The sequence below is a fragment of the Streptomyces sp. JK94 genome, from assembly GCF_053613315.1.
Genome location: NZ_JBSICH010000017.1, coordinates 69,984 through 88,194 on the forward strand (window position 1 = coordinate 69,984; position 18,211 = coordinate 88,194).

The following is an 18,211-nucleotide window of genomic DNA, read 5'->3' on the forward strand; positions in this document are numbered from 1 at the left end:
CATGCGGTTCTCCCTCGGCGCCAGAGTCGCCACCACCGCCACCGCCCTCGGCACCGCGCTCGGCGCCTTCGCCTCCATGGGCACCGCGACGGCGGCGGCCGCCGCACCGAGCGGCGAGTGGGCTCCCTTCACCCGCTGTCCCGTGGACGCGCCGGCGATGCTGGCCGCCGACGGCCTGGCCCGCACCCCGCAGTGCGTGGTCTCCACCTCGCCGAACGGCTCCATCAAGCTGGGCAAGACCACCGTGACCACGGGCAGGACCAACCTCCAGATCGGGGTCGTCCAGAACTCCGACGGAACCAGCTCCGTGGTGGCCCCGGCCGGCGGCGCCCTCGTCGCCGACTCCGCGACCGTCCCCGGCGGACTGCTGGGGCTGATGTGCCCCAGCAACCTGCCCGCGATCACGGCCATCTGCGAGCAGCTCAGCAACAGTTCTCTCAACAAGATCACGGCGACGGTGGAGTCCGTCGGCACGCCGTACGCCTTCGACCAGACCGCCGGCATCCTCACCGACCAGCCGATCGTCGCCCTGCCGGTCCGCATCCACCTGGAGAACCCGTTCCTCGGCAGCAGGTGCTACATCGGCACCGCCGCCAACCCGGTCGTGCTGCGCCCGGCGAACCTGCAGTTCCCCGAGTTCGGCATGTCGTTCTTCCAGGGTGACGGCACGGTCGCCGACGACGGTGAGATGAGCCGCATCAACCTCACGGGTGCCACGCAGAACGACAGCACCTTCGCCGTGCCCGGTGCGAGCGGCTGCGGGCTGGGCCTGTTCGGCCTGATCGACGCGGCGGTCAACGCCAAGACCGGTCTGCCCTCCGCCGCCGGGCAGAACAGCCTGACGCTCAACAACACCCAGACGTACCTCGCCGGCCTGAACGCCCCCGGCACCTTCGCCCCCGACGCGGGCAAGCGCCTCGCGCAGAACTGGCACTCCGCCGTCAACTAATGGCCGTACAGGGGCGATTCTCAGCCGTCCCGGCAGTACAGTCGCGTCCCTCCGCACCGAAGTGTGCACAGACTGTGTACGTCCCACCGAACTTGATTTAGCTTCAACAGCCCAGACACGCGTCATCGCACGTCCGGTCGTGTGCCTCCCCTGTGAAGGACCGGGGCGCACGACCGGCGCACCGTGGGCACCGGAGAGCAAGGGACGGCACTCATGCCTTCAACCACGCGGCCGCCGGAAGTCGGTGAACCGCTAGAACCACTCCCCAAGGAGTTCGCCGCCTTCATGCGGCCGGAGTTACCCGGCCTCATGAAGGAGATCGGCGCCGAGGTCACCCGGGCCTACCCCGTGTACGGGCGGCTGCTCAACGGTCCCAACGCCGGGGCCATCCGGCAGGGCGTCGAACAGGCCCTGTACGCCTTCGTGGACCGCGTCGCCGACCCCGGCAAGAACGCCACGCTCCGCGACGAACTCCTGCGCAAGTTCGGCCGCGTGGAGGCCTACGAGGGCCGCGAGCTGGACACCCTCCAGGGGGCGTACCGGCTCGGCGCCCGCATCGCGCTGCGCCGCGCCAAGGCCCTGGGCCGGCAGCACCGGCTCTCCCCCGCGCTGATCCTCGCCTTCGCCGACGCCCTGTTCGCCTACGTCGAGGAGCTGGAGCGGGTCTCCCGCGAGGGCTACGTCGAGGTGCAGTCGCGGGCCTTCTCCGAGGTGCCTGCGCAGCGCAGACGCCTGCTGCACCTCATCCTGGCCGCACCCCCGCTGCCCCAGGCGCTCCCCGGCCTCTGCGAGGCCGCCGCCTGGCACCTGCCCGCCGACGTCACGATGGTCGCCCTGCGCTCGCCGGTCCCCGAGCACCTGGAGGCGGGGCTGGCCGAGGACGTCCTGTTCGACCTGGACATCCCGCAGCCCCACCTGCTGGTGCCCGGAGCCCTCACCCCGGAGCGTCTGGCGATGCTCGACGCGGCCCTGGCGGGCTCGCACGCGGTGGTGGGGCTGACCGTGCCGCCGGCCCAGGCGGCCGACTCCATCCGCTGGGCGCGCCGGGTGCTCCAGCTGATCGACGACGGTGTCGTGGCCGACGCCCCGGTGGTCCGCTGCGAGGACCACCTGGTGACGCTGTGGCTGCTGTCCGACCCGGCTCTCGTGACCCATCTCGCGGCCGGGGAGCTGGCCCCGATCGACCATCTGCCGGCCAGCCGTCGCGACCGGCTCGTGGAGACGCTGCGGGTGCACGTCTCCTCGCGGGCACCGGCGGAGCAGGTCGGCGAAATGCTGGGCGTGCACGCCCAAACCGTCCGCTACCGCCTGCGGAACCTGGACGCCCTGCTGGGCGACCGCCTCGCCGACCCCGACCACCGCTTCGCCCTGGAGGCCTCGCTGCGCGCGCTGCACCTGCTCTCCCGCGACGCCGGGCAGTAGGAGCGGCCCCGCGGGTGCGGACACCGGCGCGGCCCTTCCGCGCGCCGGTTCTCCCGGCCCTCGGGTCCACGGCCCGGTGCCGCCCGGTCCCGCGGCTCCCCGGTCGGCGGCCCGGCGGCGCCGGAGGAGGGACGGAAGGGGACCGGGCCCGGCGGGACGCTGCCGCGTTCTCCCGCGCCCACGGGGCGAAGGTGCGTGCCGGACCCGTCACCTTCTCGACCACGCCTCGCGGCGACGCCGACCGCCCCCGGGAGCCGGCGGCACGGGCCGCACGCCGCACTCACGCGGCGTCCTCCCTCCCGGTCTCGCCCGGCTCCCCCGTCGGCCGGGTCGGCCCGTCGTCCGGGGCCGCGCGCCGGCCGGGCTCGGTCTGGTCCAGCTCCCAGTGGTGCCGGCACTCCTCACACCGCGGCCCGTCCACGACGGCGTCCTCCCCGTTCGGGCAGTCCGTGCCGTCCCCGCGTCCCACGCACGCTTCACCGATCAGCCCCATGCGTCCGACCGTGCGCCGCACCGCCCCGCGCCGGGGAGGGAGTCCGCGGGGCGCACGGGCGCTCAACCCCGGCACCACGCCCCGGCAGCCGTCACCCGCCCCGCCTCTTCACGCCGTACCCGGTCGCGGATGCCTTCCAGCGTCGCCGGCGCCCGCCCCGGTGCATGGCGGCGCCGCCATGCACCGGGCCGTCGGACGCCGCTGCGCGTCGCCGACCCGGCAGGGGGCCGAGCGGCGGCGCACCAAGATGTTTGTTCGGGCCGAGACGGTGCAGACGATGAGCTGACACGACTTTCACACGACGGAACGGAGATGCATCATGGGCATCATCGCGTGGATCATCATCGGCCTGCTCGCCGGCGCCATCGCCAAGGCACTGATGCCCGGCAAGGACCCCGGCGGCATCATCATCACGATGCTCATCGGCATCGCCGGTGGTCTGCTCGGTGGCTGGCTCGGGAAGGTCGTCTTCGGCGTCGACTCCATCGACGGCTTCTTCCACCTCTCCACCTGGATCGCCGCGATCGTCGGCTCTCTCATCCTGCTCGCCCTCTACCGGCTCGTCGTCGGCAACCGACGCTCTCACCGGCACGCGTGACCCAGAGGACTGAGCCAACCGTCGTACGGGGGCTCCGCCTGACGGCGGGGCCCCCTTGCCGTCCGTCGGCGCATTCTCACCGGTCGCCGGCGAACCAGTCCCTCTGCGGCGTCTTGGCCGCGAGCGCACCGCAGTTGGAACCGTGGTTCCAGGCCTGCAGGTTGTCGATGACGCCGCCCCACTCCACACAGGCACCGCGCGCGAACGCGTACACCGGCCCCGCGTACGAGCGGTACTCACCCGCGTCGTACTGATCCTCGCTGCTGTCGACGTTGCGCACGTAGGCCACCATGTACGTCGGCACACCCGCGCTGTTGCGGATGGTCACCGTGCAGTTCCTGCCCGTTGACGAGTTGTAGGTGAGGTACACCGTGCCGGCCCCGCCGATCGGCATGGAGTTGACCACCTGGTAGCCGGAGCCGCATACCCCGTTGTACGTCGCGGTCGCACCGTTGGTCGCCGCGCCGGCGGCGGGAGCCGTCGCCAGCAGCCCCGCCCCGACGGCCGCGACGGCGATGAACGACGCCCCCACGGCGTGCGTGGAACGCTTCATGACACCTCGATCCCTGAAGTGAGCGGCCTCCCCCTGGTGTTGCTGAAGCCACTCATGAAGACCTTTGTGCCCGTTCGGTGGTTGTACGCCGCAGAGGGGCTGTTTGCAGCCATTCGCGCAGAAGATCACCGGCAGCCGTGCCGACGCCACCGGGCGTGGGGCCCCACCGGGTCTTGCGGGTTCCGCGCGCTTCCCGGTGGGTCGCGGGAGGCCCGGGGACACCGGTCACACCCCCGCCGTACCCGTCGCCCCGAGGACGCGGCAGGGGTACCGGGCGTTCGAGCGGGTACCTGCGACCCGCGGGTCCGGCGGCGTGTCGGACGCAGCTCGCCGAGGGCCCGGCGCCCCCGATGCAGTGGGAGAGGAAATGAGGCTTCGCGAGTCGGCTCAGGCCATGATGGCCCGGTGCTCCACCGAGGTGCTGAGTGGCCGGTACCGTCTGGACGACCGCCTCGGCTCGGGCGGTGCCGCGGACGTCCACCGGGGTTTCGACCTGCGGTTGAAGCGGCCGGTGGCACTCAAGGTCTTCCGCCCCGGCACCGGCTTCGACATGACGGAGGACCTGCACGGCGAAGCAGTGATCCTGGCCCGACTGCAGCATCCCGGACTCGTCACCGCCTACGACGCCGGAGAGCACGACGGGCGTGCGTTCCTGGTCATGCAACTCGTCGAAGGGCCCACCCTCAAAAGCCTCATCGTCGAGGGCCCGCTGGCCCCTCGCGCGACCGCCGCAATCGGTGCCGGCCTCGCCGGGGCGCTGAGTCACGCGCACGCGGCGGGAATCATCCACCGAGACGTCAAACCGTCCAACATCCTTCTGGACGCCGCCCACCATCCGTACCTGACCGACTTCGGCATCTCCCGGCAGCTGGACGCCACCACCTGCACCGCCACCGGCACACTCGTCGGCACGGCCGCCTACCTCTCCCCCGAGCAGGTCCTCGGACGGCCCGTCGGCCGGCCCGCCGACGTCTACGCCCTCGGCCTGGTCCTCCTCGAATGCCTCACCGGAAGGGTCGAATACGAGGGCGGCCCCCTCGAGGCCGCCATCGCGCGACTGCACCGCCCACCCTTCCTGCCCGACTCCCTGCCCCGCCGACTGGCCGACCTGCTGCGGGACATGACCGCCCTCGACGAACAGGACCGCCCGCCGGCCCGGGTCTGCGCCGACAGACTGACGGCGCTGGCCGACACGTCCCTGCCGGACACCGCGTGCATCGTCCTTTCGGCGGACCCCACCGGCCCGGTCGCCGGCCACGCGGTGTCACCCGCGGCCGACCGCACCCACCAGAGAGAGGGCGTCCCAGCGGACGACGTGGCGCCGCAGCCGCCGCCCGACGACGAGAGCGCACCCCGCAGGACGTCCGGCCGGCGCCATGCCCTCGTCGCGGGTGCGGCCGTCGCCCTCGCCGCGGCCCTGTCGACCGCCCTCGTCACCACCGACGACTCCGCGTCGCACGACAGCGACCGCAGCGCGAGCAGTGCGTCCTCGGCCCCCGACGCGGCACCGGATCCGCCGGGCGGGGAGGCCCGGGAGGGCGCGACGTCGGACCCTCCGGGCGGGGAAGCCCGGAAGGGCACGTCCACCGCGCCCGCGACGCCGTCCGCCGAGCACAGCTCCTCCGTCGGCACACCGTCCGACCGCGCGTCCGCCGTCGGCACGGTGTCCGACCACGCTCCCGGGCCGGGCGCCCGCCCCGCCTCCCAAGGACCCGGCAGCACCCAAGGCACCGGCGCCACCGTGCAGGAATCCGCGGTGCAGGCGACGTCCGCCTCTCCCGGCGCCACCCAGCAGTCGGCCACTGCGCCGCGGGGCGGCGCGACGGCCGGCGCCTCGGACCTCCCGCCCGGCCTGGCGAAGAAGGAAGAGCTGCCCGGGAAGGCCCAGCAGAAGAAGAACAAGGAAGCGAAGAACCAGGCAGAGTAGGGTCATCCCTCTGGCATCGGACCGGCCGGCTCCACGGTCGACGGCACGGAGCCGGGAGGGGCCGTCCCCGCTCGGCCCCCACCTCACACGCCTGACCCACGCCCCGGCACGCACCCGCGCGGATCGTGGCATGCACACCGCCGTCCGGGGCAGGAGGGGTGCAGGGCGTGCTGCGGGTGCGGCTCCCGGAAGTGTCGAGCTGCTCCGCCCCCTCTGCTCCCCCCCCCGGTCGAGGAGGGAGCCACCTGGACGTCGCGTCGGATGCGCTCGACGTGCCGTGACAGCGACCGACCGCGAAGCGCATGAGGAAAATGGTGAGTGCTATGCGAAATCCGCGCCTGTGGGAGCAAGTCGAGACACGGGAGCGGCCGGTGTCCGACGCGCCCGCCCCGCAGTGGCAGAACCTGTTCCTGGCGCCGCCGTGGGAGGGGCACGAGCAGGACGCCCCCGAAGAGGCACCGCGCCGGCTGGAGCGCGCCACGGGACAGCGGCGCCCTCGCCGCGGACGCCGCTCCAAGCAGAGGGCGGCGTAGGGCCTGGCGCGGGAGGACCGCGTCCCCCGTCACGACCGGCCCGTCTCCGCACCGTCGCCGCCCGGCCACGGACACGGAGGCGGGTCGGTCGTCGCCGTTCAGGCCGAGGCGCGCCTGCCCGTCGTCGGCTCGGCCTCCCCGTGCCGGCCGACGGCCGCGTCGGCCGGCACGGGGAGGCCGAGGGAGTTCCGGCCCTGTGGAGGGGCCGGGGCGAGGAGCACGGCCCCTCCGATCAGACGGGGTCCAGGTCGGCACAGAGCAGGTGGTGGTCGGAGTACCGGGAGGGCCGCACGCGGTGCTCGGCGGGGGTGACGCCGCGCAGGAAGACGTAGTCGAACTTGCTCTGCCAGTCGGTGGTCGCCCGGCAGGTGCCGGCGGTGCCGCGCGCGGGACGGCACTGGGGGTCGGCGTCGACGGCCAGTGCCCAGACGGGCGAGAGTTCGGGAGCGTCCGGTACGGCGTTGAAGTCGCCGAGGACGACGGCGCGGTCGTGCCGGGTGACCTCGGTGGCGAGTACGCCGGCCTGCTTCGCCCGGACGGATTCCTGCCGGCGCTGGGCGAGGTGGGTGTTGAAGACCCGGACGTCCCGGCCGCCCACCTCGGTGGTGACCGCCATGTAGCCGCGGTCCTCGGAGCCGCCCTCGGGGTACTCCACACTGACGTGGTCGGTCATGGGCGCCGCCGAGAGGATGGCCTGGCCGAACTCCCCCGGGTTCCACGGCACTCCCCCGCAGCGGCTCCGCTTGTGCAGGACCATCCCGTACTCGACGCGGTAGACGAGCCCGTGGAGGTTCTCCAAGTGCTCCCTGATCGCCTCGACGTCGCGTACGCACGCTTCCTGTACGCCGACGACCTGGGGAGCGAGGGCGGCGATCTCGGCGGCCCGGTGGACGTTGCTCTCCTTGCAGGGGTTGCAGAGGTTCCAGGTCATGACACGGTTCGGCACCACGTCGCGGGCGGGCTCCACGGGCGCTGTCCTGCCGGAGTGACGGCCGCCGGGGGCGCTGGAGCCGATGAGGGCCACGCAGAGCACGGCCAGGGCACCCACGAACCACCGTGTGCCTCTTGCGGGCACCATCGCCTCCCCGGTGTCGACGCGGAGCATCCGCCGTCTCCACGTACGAGGTTAGGGGACGGATCACCTCCGCCACAGGTGGGGTCGCGAGGTGACGCCGGTGCGGCCGTGTTCCGGGACGGGGCCGTACCCGAGTAGGAGATGAGTACGCGCGCTCATGCCCGGTGGGATGACGCGCAGCACACTCCGAGACATGACGAACCTACCGCCCCCGGCCGAGGAGCTGCGGCTCCTCGACGCCGAGTTGTGGCACCTGGACGCCCGTCGGGCCGAACTGCTGCGGCGCCGCGCCTGGCTCCTCCACACGTTGCGCGCGGCACCCGCGTCCCGGGGCGGCCGGGACGCCGGGACCGTGCCGTCGGTGCCGCCGGACCGGGACGCCTGTGCCGCCCACCGCCCGGAGGCCACCGCCCCCGGTGTGCAGAACGTGCTTCTCGTCCTCGGCGGGATCCTGCTGACGGTCGCCGCTGTCGCGTTCACCCTGGTCGGCTGGGGCCAGATGGGAATCGTCGGACGATCGCTGGTGCTCGGCGCGGTGACGGTGGGGACGCTGGGTGCGCCGGTGGCGCTGGTCCGGCGCGGGCTGGCGTCCACGGCCGAGGCTGTCGCCGGTCTGGGACTCGCGTTGACCGTGCTCGACGCGTACGCGCTGCACGAGGTGGGGTTCGCCGCCACGGGTGCGCTCGCGTACACGGCCGCCGCGTCGGCCCTGTTGGCGGGAGCGTGGGCCGTCTACGGCCTGGCCGTGGGCGCGATGGCCGGGCCGGGCGCTCCGAGCACCGAGGGCGCGGACCGGAGGGCGGCGCGGCCCGTGCTCCGGCTTCCGCTCCCCGTGGCCACGGCGACCGCGCACCTCCCCCTGCTTCTGTGGACTCTCGCCGTCGGTGCGGGTCCGCACACGCTCACGGCCGTACTGCTGGTGACGGCGGCGGCCGGCGCCACCGTCGCCCTGCGCGCACCGGCGGTGCCGGTACGGGTCGTCGCCGTCGTCGGCTCGCTCGGCACGGGTACCGCCGGGGTCGTCTGGGCCGTCCGGCTCGGCTGGGGCGCTCCCGATGCGGGCACCGCCGTGCGGTCGGCGGCGCTTCTGGGTCTCGCCGCGGCGATCGCCCTGGTGGTGGCCCGGTTCGTCCCGAAGCCGGACGTCGCGGTGGGCGCGGCGCTGGCGTCGGGCCTGTGCGCGGTCGCCGGGGCGGGCGCGGTGGTCAGGGCGTCGGTGCCCGGAGCGTGGACCGTCCCGGGGTGCCTGGCCTGCGGTGTCGCCCTGCTGGCGGCGGCCGGGACGCCACTCCCCCGGACGTCGCGCCGGGGGCTGGTGCTCGCTTCCCTGACCGTGCAGGGCCTCGCGGTGCTGTGGTCGGTACCGCTGGTCGCCGGGGCCCTGCTCGGCCCGGTGGCCGCACTGGAGCGGCCCTGGTCCGGGGTGCCGCGGGACTTCCGGGCCGCCGTGTTCACGGACGTGCCCTGGCCTCCGTACGCGACCACCGTGCCGCTCGTGCTCGCCGTCGTCGCCGGCGTGCTGGCGGTGGTGGCCCGGCGCGGCGAGGACCGGCGGCCGACCGCCGCCGTGGGAGCACTCGTCCTGGGCTGGGCGGCGGCACTCGTCTCGCCGCTCGTGCTCGAACTGCCCTACGGCGCCGGTCTGATCGTGCAGGGCGCCGTGGTCGTGGCCGCCCTGGGCTGCGCGGAGCGGGCCCGCCGTACGGCGGGCGGAACGTCACCGCTGGTCCTGACGGCTGTCGTGCTGGCCGTCGTCACCTCCGTCTGCCTCGTCCTGGTCTCGCTGGCGTCCGAGCCGGTGACGATCGGCGTGCTCGTGGCGTTGACCCTGCTGTTCGGCGCGGCCGGCCCGCGTCCGGGGATCGGCCCGTTCACGGCGCCCGCCGCCCTCGTGCACGCCACGGCTCTGGCCGGTGCGATCGGCGCCTCCGGGGGCTGGCCGCCGCAGCACACCGCGCTGCTGGTCCTGGTCGTGCCCGCCGTCGCGGCCTTCGTGGCGGCGCGACCGGGCGGCTCACCCGTGACGGTGCCCGTCGAAGGGGCGGGCGCGGTCGCGGGGTTGCTCGCCCTCGCGCTGGCCGCGACCGATCCGCCGATGCTCGCTCTGGTGCTCTCCCTCTGCGGGGTCCTGCTGGCCGCGACCGCGCTCCGCCCGAAGCGGCGGCCGGCCGCCCATGCGGCCGCCGTGCTCTTCGTGCTGGCCACCTGGGTGCGGTGGGCGGCCTGGGACGTCACCACACCGGAGGCCTACACCCTCCCGGTGACCGTGCCCGCCCTGGTCGTCGGCTGGATCGGGCGCCGCCGCGACCCGGCCCTCTCCTCCTGGGCGGCGTACGGTGCCGGCCTGGCCGTCACACTGGCGCCGAGCCTGCTCGCGGCGTGGGGCGACCCGCACTGGCTGCGGCCCCTGCTGCTGGGTACGGCGGCACTGGCAGTCACCCTGGTGGGAGCCCGCGGCCGGCTCCAGGCACCGCTGGCCCTCGGCGGCGTCGTGCTCGTGCTGGTGGCCCTGCACGAACTCGCGCCGTACGTCGCCCAGGTCGTCGGCGTGCTCCCCCGGTGGGCCCCTCCCGCACTGGCCGGTCTGGTGCTGCTCGCGCTGGGCGCCACCTACGAGCAGCGTCTGCGCGACGCACAGCGCGTACGGGCCGTGCTCGGGCGGTTCCGCTGAGCCCCGTGGCCCCGTCCGCCCGCCGACGGACACGCCGACGAACACGCCAACGGGCCCTCACCGGCACCGGGGTGGCGCCTGCGACCGCTCCTGCTACGGGGCCATCTCGTAGGCACCGGAGAGCGCCTCGACACGCTCCCAGACGCGCGCCGAGCGGGCCTCGTCGACGACGGGACGACGAACGGCGTCGAGGGCCCAGCACTGCTGGAGTTCCGTGGCGGAGTCCTTGCCGTGGAGGTCGACGGCGTGCTGCGAGAAGTCGCGCACGAGGACGGAGAACAGCTCGTCGAGCACGTCCTCGTCCAGACCGGTCGACTCGGCCTGTTCGAGGATCAGTTGACCGTGTACGACGAGGGCGAACAGCTGCCCGACGGCGAGCAGCAGGTCCAGGTCGCGGCTCTGCCGCTCGTCGGGCGCCGCGGTGGTCACGAACGTGCACAGGGCGTCGGCCTGTTCCCGGAACCGGGCCACGTTCGGCACGCCCGCGTAGGCGTCGAAGGCGGCGCGCCAGTCGTGGAACCGGATGGAGCCGAGCCCGCGGGCCGGACCCTGCCGGAAGAGGAAGGTGTCGTCGGCCGCGTCGAGACGGGCCGGCACCCGAGGGCGGTCGACCGGGTCCAGCAGATGGTTGCGCAGGAACTTCAGGATCAGCGCCAGGTTGACGTGCACCGTGCCCTCGAGCTTCGGCAGGCTGCGTATCTCGACCGCGGCCTGGGCGAAGTAGTTGTCCTTCTCGAACCCCTTGGCGGCGATGACGTCCCACATCAGGTCGATGACCTTCTCGCCCTCGGTGGTGACCTTCATCTTGGTCATCGGGTTGAAGAGCAGGTAGCGGCGGTCGTCCGGGCTCGCGGAACGGAAGTAGTCGACGGCGCGGTCGCTGAACAGCCTCATGCCGACCAGGCGCACGTAGGCGTCGATCAGCTCGCGTCGGACGTGCGGGAAGGCGGTCACGGGCCGGCCGTACAGGATGCGGTTGTGCGCGTGGGTGACGGCCTCGTACAGGGCGTGCTCGCAGATGCCGATCGAGGCGGTGCACAGGTTGAACTTGCCGACGTTGACGGTGTTCAGAGCGGCGTCGAAAGCGGCGCGCCCGGTGTGCAGGACGTCCTGCGGGCCGACCGGGTAGTCGTCGAGCCGGAACTCGCTGACGTACTTGGAGGAGTCGACGACGTTCTTGACCAGGTGGTAGGCGGGGTGACGGCTGTCGGCGGCGAAGAAGACGTAACCCTCCGGCCCCTCCACGTCGGTGCGGCGGCCGAACACCGAGACGAGCCCGGCCGCGTTGCCGTTGCCGATGTAGTACTTGGAACCGGTCGCCCGGAAACCGCCCTGCCCGTCGGGCTCCAGCAGCATGTCGGTGGAGTAGATGTCGGCGCCGTGGCTCTTCTCGGACAGGCCGAACGCGAACACCTCGCCCCGGTCGAGCAGTTCGGTCGCCCGGGCACGTGCGGCCGCGTTGTCGCTCTGCCAGACGGGGCCGAGCCCGAGGATGGTGACCTGCCAGGCATACCAGTAGTCGAGGCCGTAGAACCCGAGGATCTCGTTGAGGGCGGCGATACGGGCGGTGTCCCACCGCTGGTCCGGCCGGTCGCCGTCCGCCGCCGGGGTCAGGAAGGTGGCGAAGAGGCCTTCCTCGGCGGCGAAGGCGAGGAAGGCCTCCGGCCACACGCGCGAGCGGTAGTCCTCGATGAGCCGCCGCTTGCCGCGTGCCTCGAACCAGTCGACCGTGGCGCGCAGCAGTCTGCGGGTTTCCGGGTCGAAGTGCGCCGGGTCGTACGTGCGCGGATGGAACAGAAGCGGATCGGCCATGAGGGGTGCCTTCCAGGGATGGGGTCGGACGGGTGTGAACGGGTGCGGACGGACGGGGCGAGGAGTCGGCCTCGGCCGGCGGGCCGCGCGGCGCGGAGCCTGTGGAGGGTGTCGAGGACGTCGTCGAGCCAGGCGATGGTCATCCGCTCGAAGGCGATGCCTCCGCGCAGCACGACGTGCCGGAGTTCCTGGCCGGCGTCGAGCGGCCGGGGGCTCCGGGACCGGTGAAGTCGTGCTGTGCGCCGGTGAGGTGGCGCCGGAGCCGGTCGTCGTGTGCCTCGCGGTGGCGTTCGACCTCGGGGATCAGTGCGGCCGGGTCGTCGAAGGCCGCGCCCCTGATCCCGACGGCCAGTTCGTGCCGGATGCTCTCCGCTTCGACCGGCTCACGCAGCCACACGGCGAGTGCCGCGCGGCCCGCCCGCGCGACGGAGTACTCCTTCTTGTCCGGTCTCCCCCGCTGCGCCACGTCCCGCGCGTCCAGCCGGCCGTCGTCCGCCATGCGTCGCAGTACGCGGTAGATCTGCTGGTGGGTGGCGGTCAAGAGGTGTCCGATGGACCGTTCGGACCGGCGCGCGAGTTCGTAGCCCGAGCCCGGCCTCTCCAGCAGCGAGACGAGGATCGCGTGTTCGAGCGCCATGTGTCCGATCTTTCTATGCAACTTGTTGCACAGACAAGTCGGCGCGTCCCGATGAGACGCTGCTCACTCGGCGCCTCCCGCCGTTCGCACGCTCTCACCGAGAAGGAGTGGGTCCCCTCACAGCACCGCGCGGGGAGTCAGCGGCGATGGACGCTGACCGCGTAGCCGCCGCCCTCGTACGGATCGGCGTCCCAGGTGGCGAAGCGGTCGGTGAGGGTGAGACCGGCCGTCGTGCAGCAGGCGTCGTACTCCGGCAGGGTGAGGCCGGGCGGTACGGGAAGGTGCTCCCGGTCCAGGCCGAAACCGGCGACGAGCAGGCCGCCCGGGCGCAGGGCCCGGGCCAGCGCGGCGGCGACGGCCGCCTCGGTGCCCGGCGCGAGGAGGGGGAAGACGTTGCCTGCGGCGACGACGAGGTCGAAAGCGGACGCGACCCCGGCAGCGGCCGGGTCGAAGTCCGACAGGTCGGCCTGCACCCACGTCAGCCCTGGGGCCTGCCGACGCGCCACGGCCAGCATGGAGGCGTCCTGGTCCACGCCCACACCGTCGTACCCCAGTGCGGCGAGCTGGATCAGGACCCGCCCGGTGCCGCAGCCGGCGTCCAGCACGCGTGCCCCCGGGCGCGCCAGCGTGGCGCACAAGCGTGCCTCGCCGTGCACATCCTGGCCGCGTTCGGCGAGTTCCGCGAAACGGGCGGCGTACTGCTCGCCCGACACACCGCCGGTCAGCTGCTCCCATCGGTTCATGGCGAAGAGCCTATCCGCACGGCGAAACCGCCTGAGCACCATCAGCGTGAGCACGACCGGGTCGCGGCCCGGGCGCCCGGCTCGCTCAGCCCGGCGGGCCGGGGACCCTACGCGGATGGTCGACCCACGGGCCAGGACGGTGAGGACGAAGCGGGAAGGACTCCGGCCGGCAGAGGAGAGCACAGGATGAGCAGCACCGATACCACCTTCGCGCCGTATGCGGGCGCGGTCCCTGGACGTGTCAGGTCCAGGGCCGTGCCGTGACCGGACTTCCAGCGGAGGTCTCCGTGGCGGTCGCGTACCCCACCCTCGACACCCGCCGGTCGTACGGGCCTCAGGCCTGGTACTGCGTCAGGTCGATGCCGAACACCGCGAGGTCGTGGCCGTGAACCGGGTGCTCCGCGGTGCCTTCGGCCTGCATGCCGAGCTTTTCGAGGACGTTCACGGAGGCGCCGTCGCCCGCCCGGCATACGGCGACCACACGTTCGAGGCCGCGATCCTGCAGGGCGAACTCCAGTGTGGCGTGCGCCGCTTCGGAGGCGTACCCCTGCCCCCAGAACACCCGCCCGAGCCGCCAGCTGATCGCCACCTGGCCGGCCACCTGGGCAGGAGCGTCGGCGACGGACAGGCCAACGGCGCCCGCCACCTCACCGGAGCCCAGGAACTCGACCGCGAACATGCCGAACCCCTCCTCGTCCCACTCCTCCTCCCACGCCTCGATGTCCTCGGCCGTCTGCTCCGGGGAACGCGGCCTGCCGTCGCCGATGCCCTGCATCACCGCCGGATCGGCGTGGATCTCGGACAGGGGAACGAGGTCGTCGTCCAGCCATCGGCGCAGGACGAGACGAGGGGTGCGGATCTCGGTCATGGCCCCATCCTCCCGCCGCGACGGAAGGAAGGCGAATCGCGGGACCGCACCTCGGCAGTCAGGGGACCGGCACGGTCCCGCACGTCATCGCGGGCCGGGTCGCACCGGACGCCGTCGTCCCCGGGGGTGCGGGCGGCGCCCGGCGGAAGGACCGGCTGCGTGGCGCCGGCCGGTCGATGAAGTGGACCATCTCGTCGCTCCGGCCGGCCGGCGTGATCGGAGGCAGACGCAGCATCCCGTCCTTGCACCCTTCTCCGTGGCGCACTCGTGCGGGCCCGGCGCCGGCCTACGCGGCCAGCGTCTCGTCCTCGCGGGAGACGTTCGTGCGGGCGGCGTACTGCTCGAGCAGGGTGTCCGCCGTGTGCAGAGCCTGCTCGGCGGTGCGGGCGCCGGTCATCACGCACAGCGTGTACGTGGTGTCCTCGAGCACCCTGCTGGTGTGACCGGTAGGACACACATCGTGTGCGATGCGCGCCTGAGCGAACCGGGCCAGTGCCGCACGCAATTCCTTCTCCGCCGGAAGGATCATGGTGATACCTCTCCCCTCGCAAGCCCTCCGCAGCACGGTGGGCCGCACCGCACGGAAGTGACTGTGTCCATGGCATCCGACTGCCGCGGTCCGGGACCGGGCAGCGCGATCAGAACCCCGAATGCCCCGTACGGGAAGATCTACGCCACGGCGCAGCGACACCCGGGGCGCGCGAGACCTGCTACTGCAACGGTGCTTGCCGTGACGGGTGGCCAGTTCGGTCGTTGGTGAGGTTCTGGGTGGGGGCTTTGCTGAGGTCAGGTCGTGGGCAAACGAACTCGATGCGGTGCATGAGCGGTTCGTGCACCGGTTCAACCGGGAGGAGCCGCGTCAGTCAGCGCTTGCCTACATGCGGGGGCTGGTTGCTCCGCCGGAGCGAAAGAACGGCTGGACGCTGGCGGCGGAGCGGGCCGATGCCTTCCACGTCATGGCCACCACCCGCCACGGCACCGTCGTCACCCGCTGGGCGATCGACCACCCCGTGCACGACCTGTTCCCCGGCCTACCACGGCAGAAGTGGAGACGCCGTTCCTGCGGCGAGGGAGCCCTCGGCCGGCGGATCCACGACTGGGCCCGCGTCGAGGTGCGGCCCTGGCACCGCGAGGGCCGTCGGCTCTGGGTGCCGGCCCGCCGCAGCGTCAGCCGGCCCGACGAGATCTCCTACTACATCGCCTACTGCCCCGCCGGCACCACTTTGGAGGAGCTGGCCCGCGTCGCCGGCAGCCGCTGGGCGGTGGAGGAATGTGCGAGTGCGGGCGGAGACCACCGGGAGCCGCCGGGAGCGGGTCGTGCCGTACTCGGCGGCGACCGGGGTCCTGCCGTCGCAGTCCCCGCGTCATCGCCGACGAGGTATGGGCCAAGCTGCTGTGGACCGGCATCAACCTCACCTCCGAGGACCTACCCACGACCAGCAGCGGCCCGCGCTATCCCCTGCAATTTTCCCGGGCCTTGGCGCTGACCTGGTTGTTCAGCGGCCAACGCAGCGACGAGATCCGCCGCCTGCGCACCGGCTGCGTCCGCTGGCAGCACGAGGGCACCACCGTCAACCCGGACGCCGCCGACATCTTCGCCCGCGACGCCGTCTGCCTGCCGGACGTCCCGACCCACAAGACCGGCACGAGTTTCACCAAGCCGGTCGACCCGCTACTCGGACAGGCCGTCGAGGTCTGGCAGGCAATCCGCCCCGAGCAGCCGGTGATGCTCGACGGCAAGACCGGTGAGCGCGTGCAGTTCCTGTTCGCCCACCGGGCAAAGCGCGTCTCCAAGAACTACATCAACCGCACGATCATATTCGAACTTACTGAGCCTTGCCCAACTCGGAAGCCGAGCTCCACGGGACGCGCGAGCCTTCCGCGCAAGGGCGGGAGCCGGCCACGGCCTCCCCGGTGCCGCCTGAGCGGCCCGCCTTGCGGAGCTTCCGAAGGTGAACAGAGGGTTGGGACCTGCACAAGCCGAGAGTGCGTGCCCGCTCGGGGGGGGGTGTGCACGCCCCCCCAAGCGGGGTGCACACCCCCCATGGGGGCCATATACGCGTCTGCTGCCGTGTGGCAACGTGAGAAGTGCCGCATGGCTTCACAAGAGCCGACTCCGCGCACACCGGACCGGCCACGCTCTGATCATCCCTGCGAGGTCCCGCCCTCAAGCGGCGCGCTTTTCACAGCAGTCGGTCACTCGCCCCAGGAGGACACCGTGATGAAAGGCCAGAGCATGTTACGTCTCCGAAGACTTCTCACCCTCTCCTTCTCCCTGGCCGCTCTCACCGCAGCGGCCGCCGTTCCCGCCGGTTCGGCCCATGCCGCACCGGCGAAGGCCGCCGCCACGGTGGTCTGCACCGGTGGGGATTCCACACGCTATTCGCCCCCGCTCGGCCCGCTGCCGCGGACCACCAACGTGGACATCACCGAAGAACTGACGTGTCTGGGTGGCCCGTTTCTCACCGGCGTCGCCGCCGCAACCTTCAGTCAGCAGGCCAGCTGCCTGATCCCACCGCTCGCAGACACGATTCCTCCGGCTGACGTGATCACGTATCACTGGAGCAACGGCCAGAACAGCACTATCACCTACACCCTCACCACCGTCGCCCACGTCGCCAACCAGACCATCGTGACTGCGACGGGCACTGTCACCGCCGGCTACGCGCAGGGCTCGGTCGTGGTACGCGAAAAGGTGACCATCGACCTCGACGTTCTGGGCTGCCTCACCTCAAGCATCGACGAGCAGAACGCCAGTGAGGTCCTCACCATCCTGCTCTGACAGTGAGCCTTTCCACCTGTCGTCTGCGTGCGGGTGTTGACGGGTGAGGGCTGTACGGAACGACGAAGCTCCTGGTAGACGGGTTCTCGACCAAGGTCACCCGTGTCCGCCAGGAGCTTCGCGCGCTTGTCCGCCCGTCCTCGATCGATCTGTCCAGCCGCACCCTGAGATACCTGAGCAGGCAACTCGCCGCTCGTCGGCGAGAGATCGGGACACGGTGGCGCCGGCTGTCGGCCGGCCGCCAAGCTCTGCTGGTCCTGGCCCACCTGCGGTGCGGCGATACGTATGCCCAGCTCGCCGCGGGGTTCGGCATGGAGTCGCAACCGTGTTCCGCTACATACACGAGGCTGTCGAGGCGTTGGCCGCCCTCGCGCCGACCCTGGACGAGGCCATGAAGGTGATCCGGGCGAAGGCATTCGTCATCCTGGACGGCACCCTGCTGACGATCGACCGGATCGCAGCCGACACCCCGTACTACTCCGGTAAGCACAAGCGGCACGGCATGAACGTGCAGGTCCTGACCGACCCTTTCGGGCGGCTGTTGTGGGCCTCGCCCGCGCTGCCCGGAGCCACCCACGATCTGACCGCCGCCCGAGCCCACGGAATCATCGACGGGTGATAGTCATGGCCAGGGTGATCCGGCCGGCGACGATCTGCGAGTTGGCCGGGTCGTAGCCGCCAGTGTCGGGTGAGGTGTATGTGACGGTCCACTGCGGGACGGCCACCCATTCGGCGAGCGGAGCGCTGCGCAGGGTGTCTGTCGGCGGGGTGATGAGCCTGTCCTGGGCGCCGACCGCCTCGGCCCAGAGCCCCGACCCCACGCCGTCCACTTCCGCGTCCTCGACTCCGAAGAGCGCGGCCGGGATGGAGTCCGGCAGCGTGGCCATCCCGAAAAGGGACCCCGGCGGCGACGTCCTCTCCGGGGCGCCCTTCACTCTCTTCGACTCCGCGGGGAAGGAGGATGCCAGCGGCAAGACCAACGCCGTTCGGAGGCCGCAGCTCTTGCTCCGAGCTGTCCTGGCCTGCTCGACGTGCACGGCTCGGTTCACCATCGAAAGCCTGGGTTGAGTGACGGCGGACGAGTCCGTGTCCTTCGACAGCGAAGTCAGTCGTGTTCAGGTTGCTGATCTGGGACAACTGGGTTGCAT

Annotated in this window: 16 protein-coding genes and 2 pseudogenes; 9 read left to right on the forward strand and 9 right to left on the reverse strand. The window is 72.3% G+C overall.

What is annotated here, in order from left to right; all coding sequences use genetic code 11:
- The first annotated feature begins 1 nt into the window (after position 1).
- Positions 2-949, forward strand: coding sequence for a hypothetical protein (locus ACVV2G_RS17230; RefSeq protein ID WP_453843583.1), 948 nt, complete (start codon positions 2-4; stop codon positions 947-949).
- Between the two features lie 213 nt (positions 950-1,162).
- Positions 1,163-2,371, forward strand: a complete 1,209-nt coding sequence (locus ACVV2G_RS17235; protein ID WP_453843584.1) for a PucR family transcriptional regulator — start codon at positions 1,163-1,165, stop codon at positions 2,369-2,371.
- Between the two features lie 280 nt (positions 2,372-2,651).
- Here the strand turns inward: ACVV2G_RS17235 and ACVV2G_RS17240 are convergent, their stop codons facing one another.
- Complete coding sequence (locus ACVV2G_RS17240; RefSeq protein WP_453843585.1) at positions 2,652-2,864, reverse strand: hypothetical protein; 213 nt, start codon at positions 2,862-2,864, stop codon at positions 2,652-2,654.
- Between the two features lie 319 nt (positions 2,865-3,183).
- Here ACVV2G_RS17240 and ACVV2G_RS17245 point away from each other — a divergent pair, with 319 nt between their 5' ends.
- Positions 3,184-3,462 (forward strand): GlsB/YeaQ/YmgE family stress response membrane protein, encoded by a 279-nt coding sequence (locus tag ACVV2G_RS17245; protein WP_453843586.1) that lies wholly within the window; start codon positions 3,184-3,186, stop codon positions 3,460-3,462.
- Between the two features lie 76 nt (positions 3,463-3,538).
- Here ACVV2G_RS17245 and ACVV2G_RS17250 read toward each other — a convergent pair whose 3' ends face one another.
- Positions 3,539-4,015, reverse strand: coding sequence for a spore-associated protein A (locus ACVV2G_RS17250; protein ID WP_453843587.1), 477 nt, complete (start codon positions 4,013-4,015; stop codon positions 3,539-3,541).
- A gap of 367 nt (positions 4,016-4,382) precedes the next feature.
- On the opposite strand from ACVV2G_RS17250, the gene ACVV2G_RS17255 reads away from it, so the two are divergent.
- Together ACVV2G_RS17255 and ACVV2G_RS17260 are read left to right on the forward strand one after the other, a co-directional pair.
- Positions 4,383-5,942: a serine/threonine-protein kinase gene (locus ACVV2G_RS17255; protein ID WP_453843588.1), complete on the forward strand. Its 1,560-nt coding sequence runs from the start codon at positions 4,383-4,385 to the stop codon at positions 5,940-5,942.
- 323 nt (positions 5,943-6,265) lie between these two features.
- On the forward strand, positions 6,266-6,475 hold the full coding sequence (locus ACVV2G_RS17260; RefSeq protein ID WP_453843589.1) for a hypothetical protein: 210 nt from the start codon (positions 6,266-6,268) through the stop codon (positions 6,473-6,475).
- Between the two features lie 232 nt (positions 6,476-6,707).
- On the opposite strand, the gene ACVV2G_RS17265 is transcribed toward ACVV2G_RS17260, so the two are convergent.
- On the reverse strand, positions 6,708-7,553 hold the full coding sequence (locus ACVV2G_RS17265) for an endonuclease/exonuclease/phosphatase family protein (protein WP_453843720.1): 846 nt from the start codon (positions 7,551-7,553) through the stop codon (positions 6,708-6,710).
- A gap of 190 nt (positions 7,554-7,743) precedes the next feature.
- On the opposite strand from ACVV2G_RS17265, the gene ACVV2G_RS17270 reads away from it, so the two are divergent.
- Positions 7,744-10,221: an SCO7613 C-terminal domain-containing membrane protein gene (locus tag ACVV2G_RS17270; RefSeq protein WP_453843590.1), complete on the forward strand. Its 2,478-nt coding sequence runs from the start codon at positions 7,744-7,746 to the stop codon at positions 10,219-10,221.
- A gap of 93 nt (positions 10,222-10,314) precedes the next feature.
- Here ACVV2G_RS17270 and ACVV2G_RS17275 read toward each other — a convergent pair whose 3' ends face one another.
- From ACVV2G_RS17275 to ACVV2G_RS17295, 5 genes and pseudogenes are all read right to left on the reverse strand, one after another.
- Positions 10,315-12,033 carry an acyl-CoA dehydrogenase family protein gene (locus tag ACVV2G_RS17275; RefSeq protein WP_453843591.1) on the reverse strand — a complete coding sequence of 573 codons (1,719 nt, stop codon included), beginning with the start codon at positions 12,031-12,033 and terminating at the stop codon, positions 10,315-10,317.
- An 80-nt stretch (positions 12,034-12,113) separates the two neighbouring features.
- Positions 12,114-12,670 (reverse strand): annotated as a pseudogene (locus ACVV2G_RS17280) (PadR family transcriptional regulator); the annotation flags it as partial.
- 137 nt (positions 12,671-12,807) lie between these two features.
- Positions 12,808-13,413, reverse strand: a complete 606-nt coding sequence (locus tag ACVV2G_RS17285) for a class I SAM-dependent methyltransferase (RefSeq protein ID WP_453843592.1) — start codon at positions 13,411-13,413, stop codon at positions 12,808-12,810.
- A 334-nt stretch (positions 13,414-13,747) separates the two neighbouring features.
- Positions 13,748-14,281: a GNAT family N-acetyltransferase gene (locus ACVV2G_RS17290; RefSeq protein WP_453843593.1), complete on the reverse strand. Its 534-nt coding sequence runs from the start codon at positions 14,279-14,281 to the stop codon at positions 13,748-13,750.
- A 286-nt stretch (positions 14,282-14,567) separates the two neighbouring features.
- On the reverse strand, positions 14,568-14,810 hold the full coding sequence (locus ACVV2G_RS17295) for a DUF5133 domain-containing protein (protein ID WP_453843594.1): 243 nt from the start codon (positions 14,808-14,810) through the stop codon (positions 14,568-14,570).
- Positions 14,811-15,045: 235 nt separating this feature from the next.
- Between ACVV2G_RS17295 and ACVV2G_RS17300 the strand changes: the two genes are divergently transcribed.
- The 3 genes and pseudogenes from ACVV2G_RS17300 to ACVV2G_RS17310 all read left to right on the forward strand — a co-directional run.
- The gene (locus tag ACVV2G_RS17300) at positions 15,046-15,768 is read left to right on the forward strand and encodes a hypothetical protein (RefSeq protein WP_453843721.1); all 723 of its coding nucleotides are present in this window, start codon (positions 15,046-15,048) and stop codon (positions 15,766-15,768) included.
- 731 nt (positions 15,769-16,499) lie between these two features.
- Positions 16,500-17,063, forward strand: a complete 564-nt coding sequence (locus tag ACVV2G_RS17305; RefSeq protein ID WP_453843595.1) for a hypothetical protein — start codon at positions 16,500-16,502, stop codon at positions 17,061-17,063.
- 143 nt (positions 17,064-17,206) lie between these two features.
- Positions 17,207-17,676, forward strand: a pseudogene (locus tag ACVV2G_RS17310) (transposase family protein); the annotation flags it as partial.
- On the opposite strand, the gene ACVV2G_RS17315 reads toward ACVV2G_RS17310, so the two are convergent.
- Entirely contained in the window at positions 17,669-17,950 is a 282-nt protein-coding gene (locus ACVV2G_RS17315; RefSeq protein ID WP_453843596.1) for a hypothetical protein, read from the reverse strand. The pseudogene ACVV2G_RS17310 and the gene ACVV2G_RS17315 overlap by 8 nt on opposite strands.
- Positions 17,951-18,211: the final 261 nt, after the last annotated feature.

Bases quoted from the DNA above. Each gene is read 5' to 3' on its own strand.
- ACVV2G_RS17230 (WP_453843583.1), top strand. From the start codon at position 2: ATGCGGTTCTCCCTCGGCGCCAGAGTCGCCACCACCGCCACCGCCCTC.
- ACVV2G_RS17235 (WP_453843584.1), top strand. From the start codon at position 1,163: ATGCCTTCAACCACGCGGCCGCCGGAAGTCGGTGAACCGCTAGAACCA.
- ACVV2G_RS17240 (WP_453843585.1), bottom strand. From the start codon at position 2,864: ATGGGGCTGATCGGTGAAGCGTGCGTGGGACGCGGGGACGGCACGGAC.
- ACVV2G_RS17245 (WP_453843586.1), top strand. From the start codon at position 3,184: ATGGGCATCATCGCGTGGATCATCATCGGCCTGCTCGCCGGCGCCATC.
- ACVV2G_RS17250 (WP_453843587.1), bottom strand. From the start codon at position 4,015: ATGAAGCGTTCCACGCACGCCGTGGGGGCGTCGTTCATCGCCGTCGCG.
- ACVV2G_RS17255 (WP_453843588.1), top strand. From the start codon at position 4,383: ATGAGGCTTCGCGAGTCGGCTCAGGCCATGATGGCCCGGTGCTCCACC.
- ACVV2G_RS17260 (WP_453843589.1), top strand. From the start codon at position 6,266: ATGCGAAATCCGCGCCTGTGGGAGCAAGTCGAGACACGGGAGCGGCCG.
- ACVV2G_RS17265 (WP_453843720.1), bottom strand. From the start codon at position 7,553: ATGGTGCCCGCAAGAGGCACACGGTGGTTCGTGGGTGCCCTGGCCGTG.
- ACVV2G_RS17270 (WP_453843590.1), top strand. From the start codon at position 7,744: ATGACGAACCTACCGCCCCCGGCCGAGGAGCTGCGGCTCCTCGACGCC.
- ACVV2G_RS17275 (WP_453843591.1), bottom strand. From the start codon at position 12,033: ATGGCCGATCCGCTTCTGTTCCATCCGCGCACGTACGACCCGGCGCAC.
- ACVV2G_RS17285 (WP_453843592.1), bottom strand. From the start codon at position 13,413: ATGAACCGATGGGAGCAGCTGACCGGCGGTGTGTCGGGCGAGCAGTAC.
- ACVV2G_RS17290 (WP_453843593.1), bottom strand. From the start codon at position 14,281: ATGACCGAGATCCGCACCCCTCGTCTCGTCCTGCGCCGATGGCTGGAC.
- ACVV2G_RS17295 (WP_453843594.1), bottom strand. From the start codon at position 14,810: ATGATCCTTCCGGCGGAGAAGGAATTGCGTGCGGCACTGGCCCGGTTC.
- ACVV2G_RS17315 (WP_453843596.1), bottom strand. From the start codon at position 17,950: ATGGCCACGCTGCCGGACTCCATCCCGGCCGCGCTCTTCGGAGTCGAG.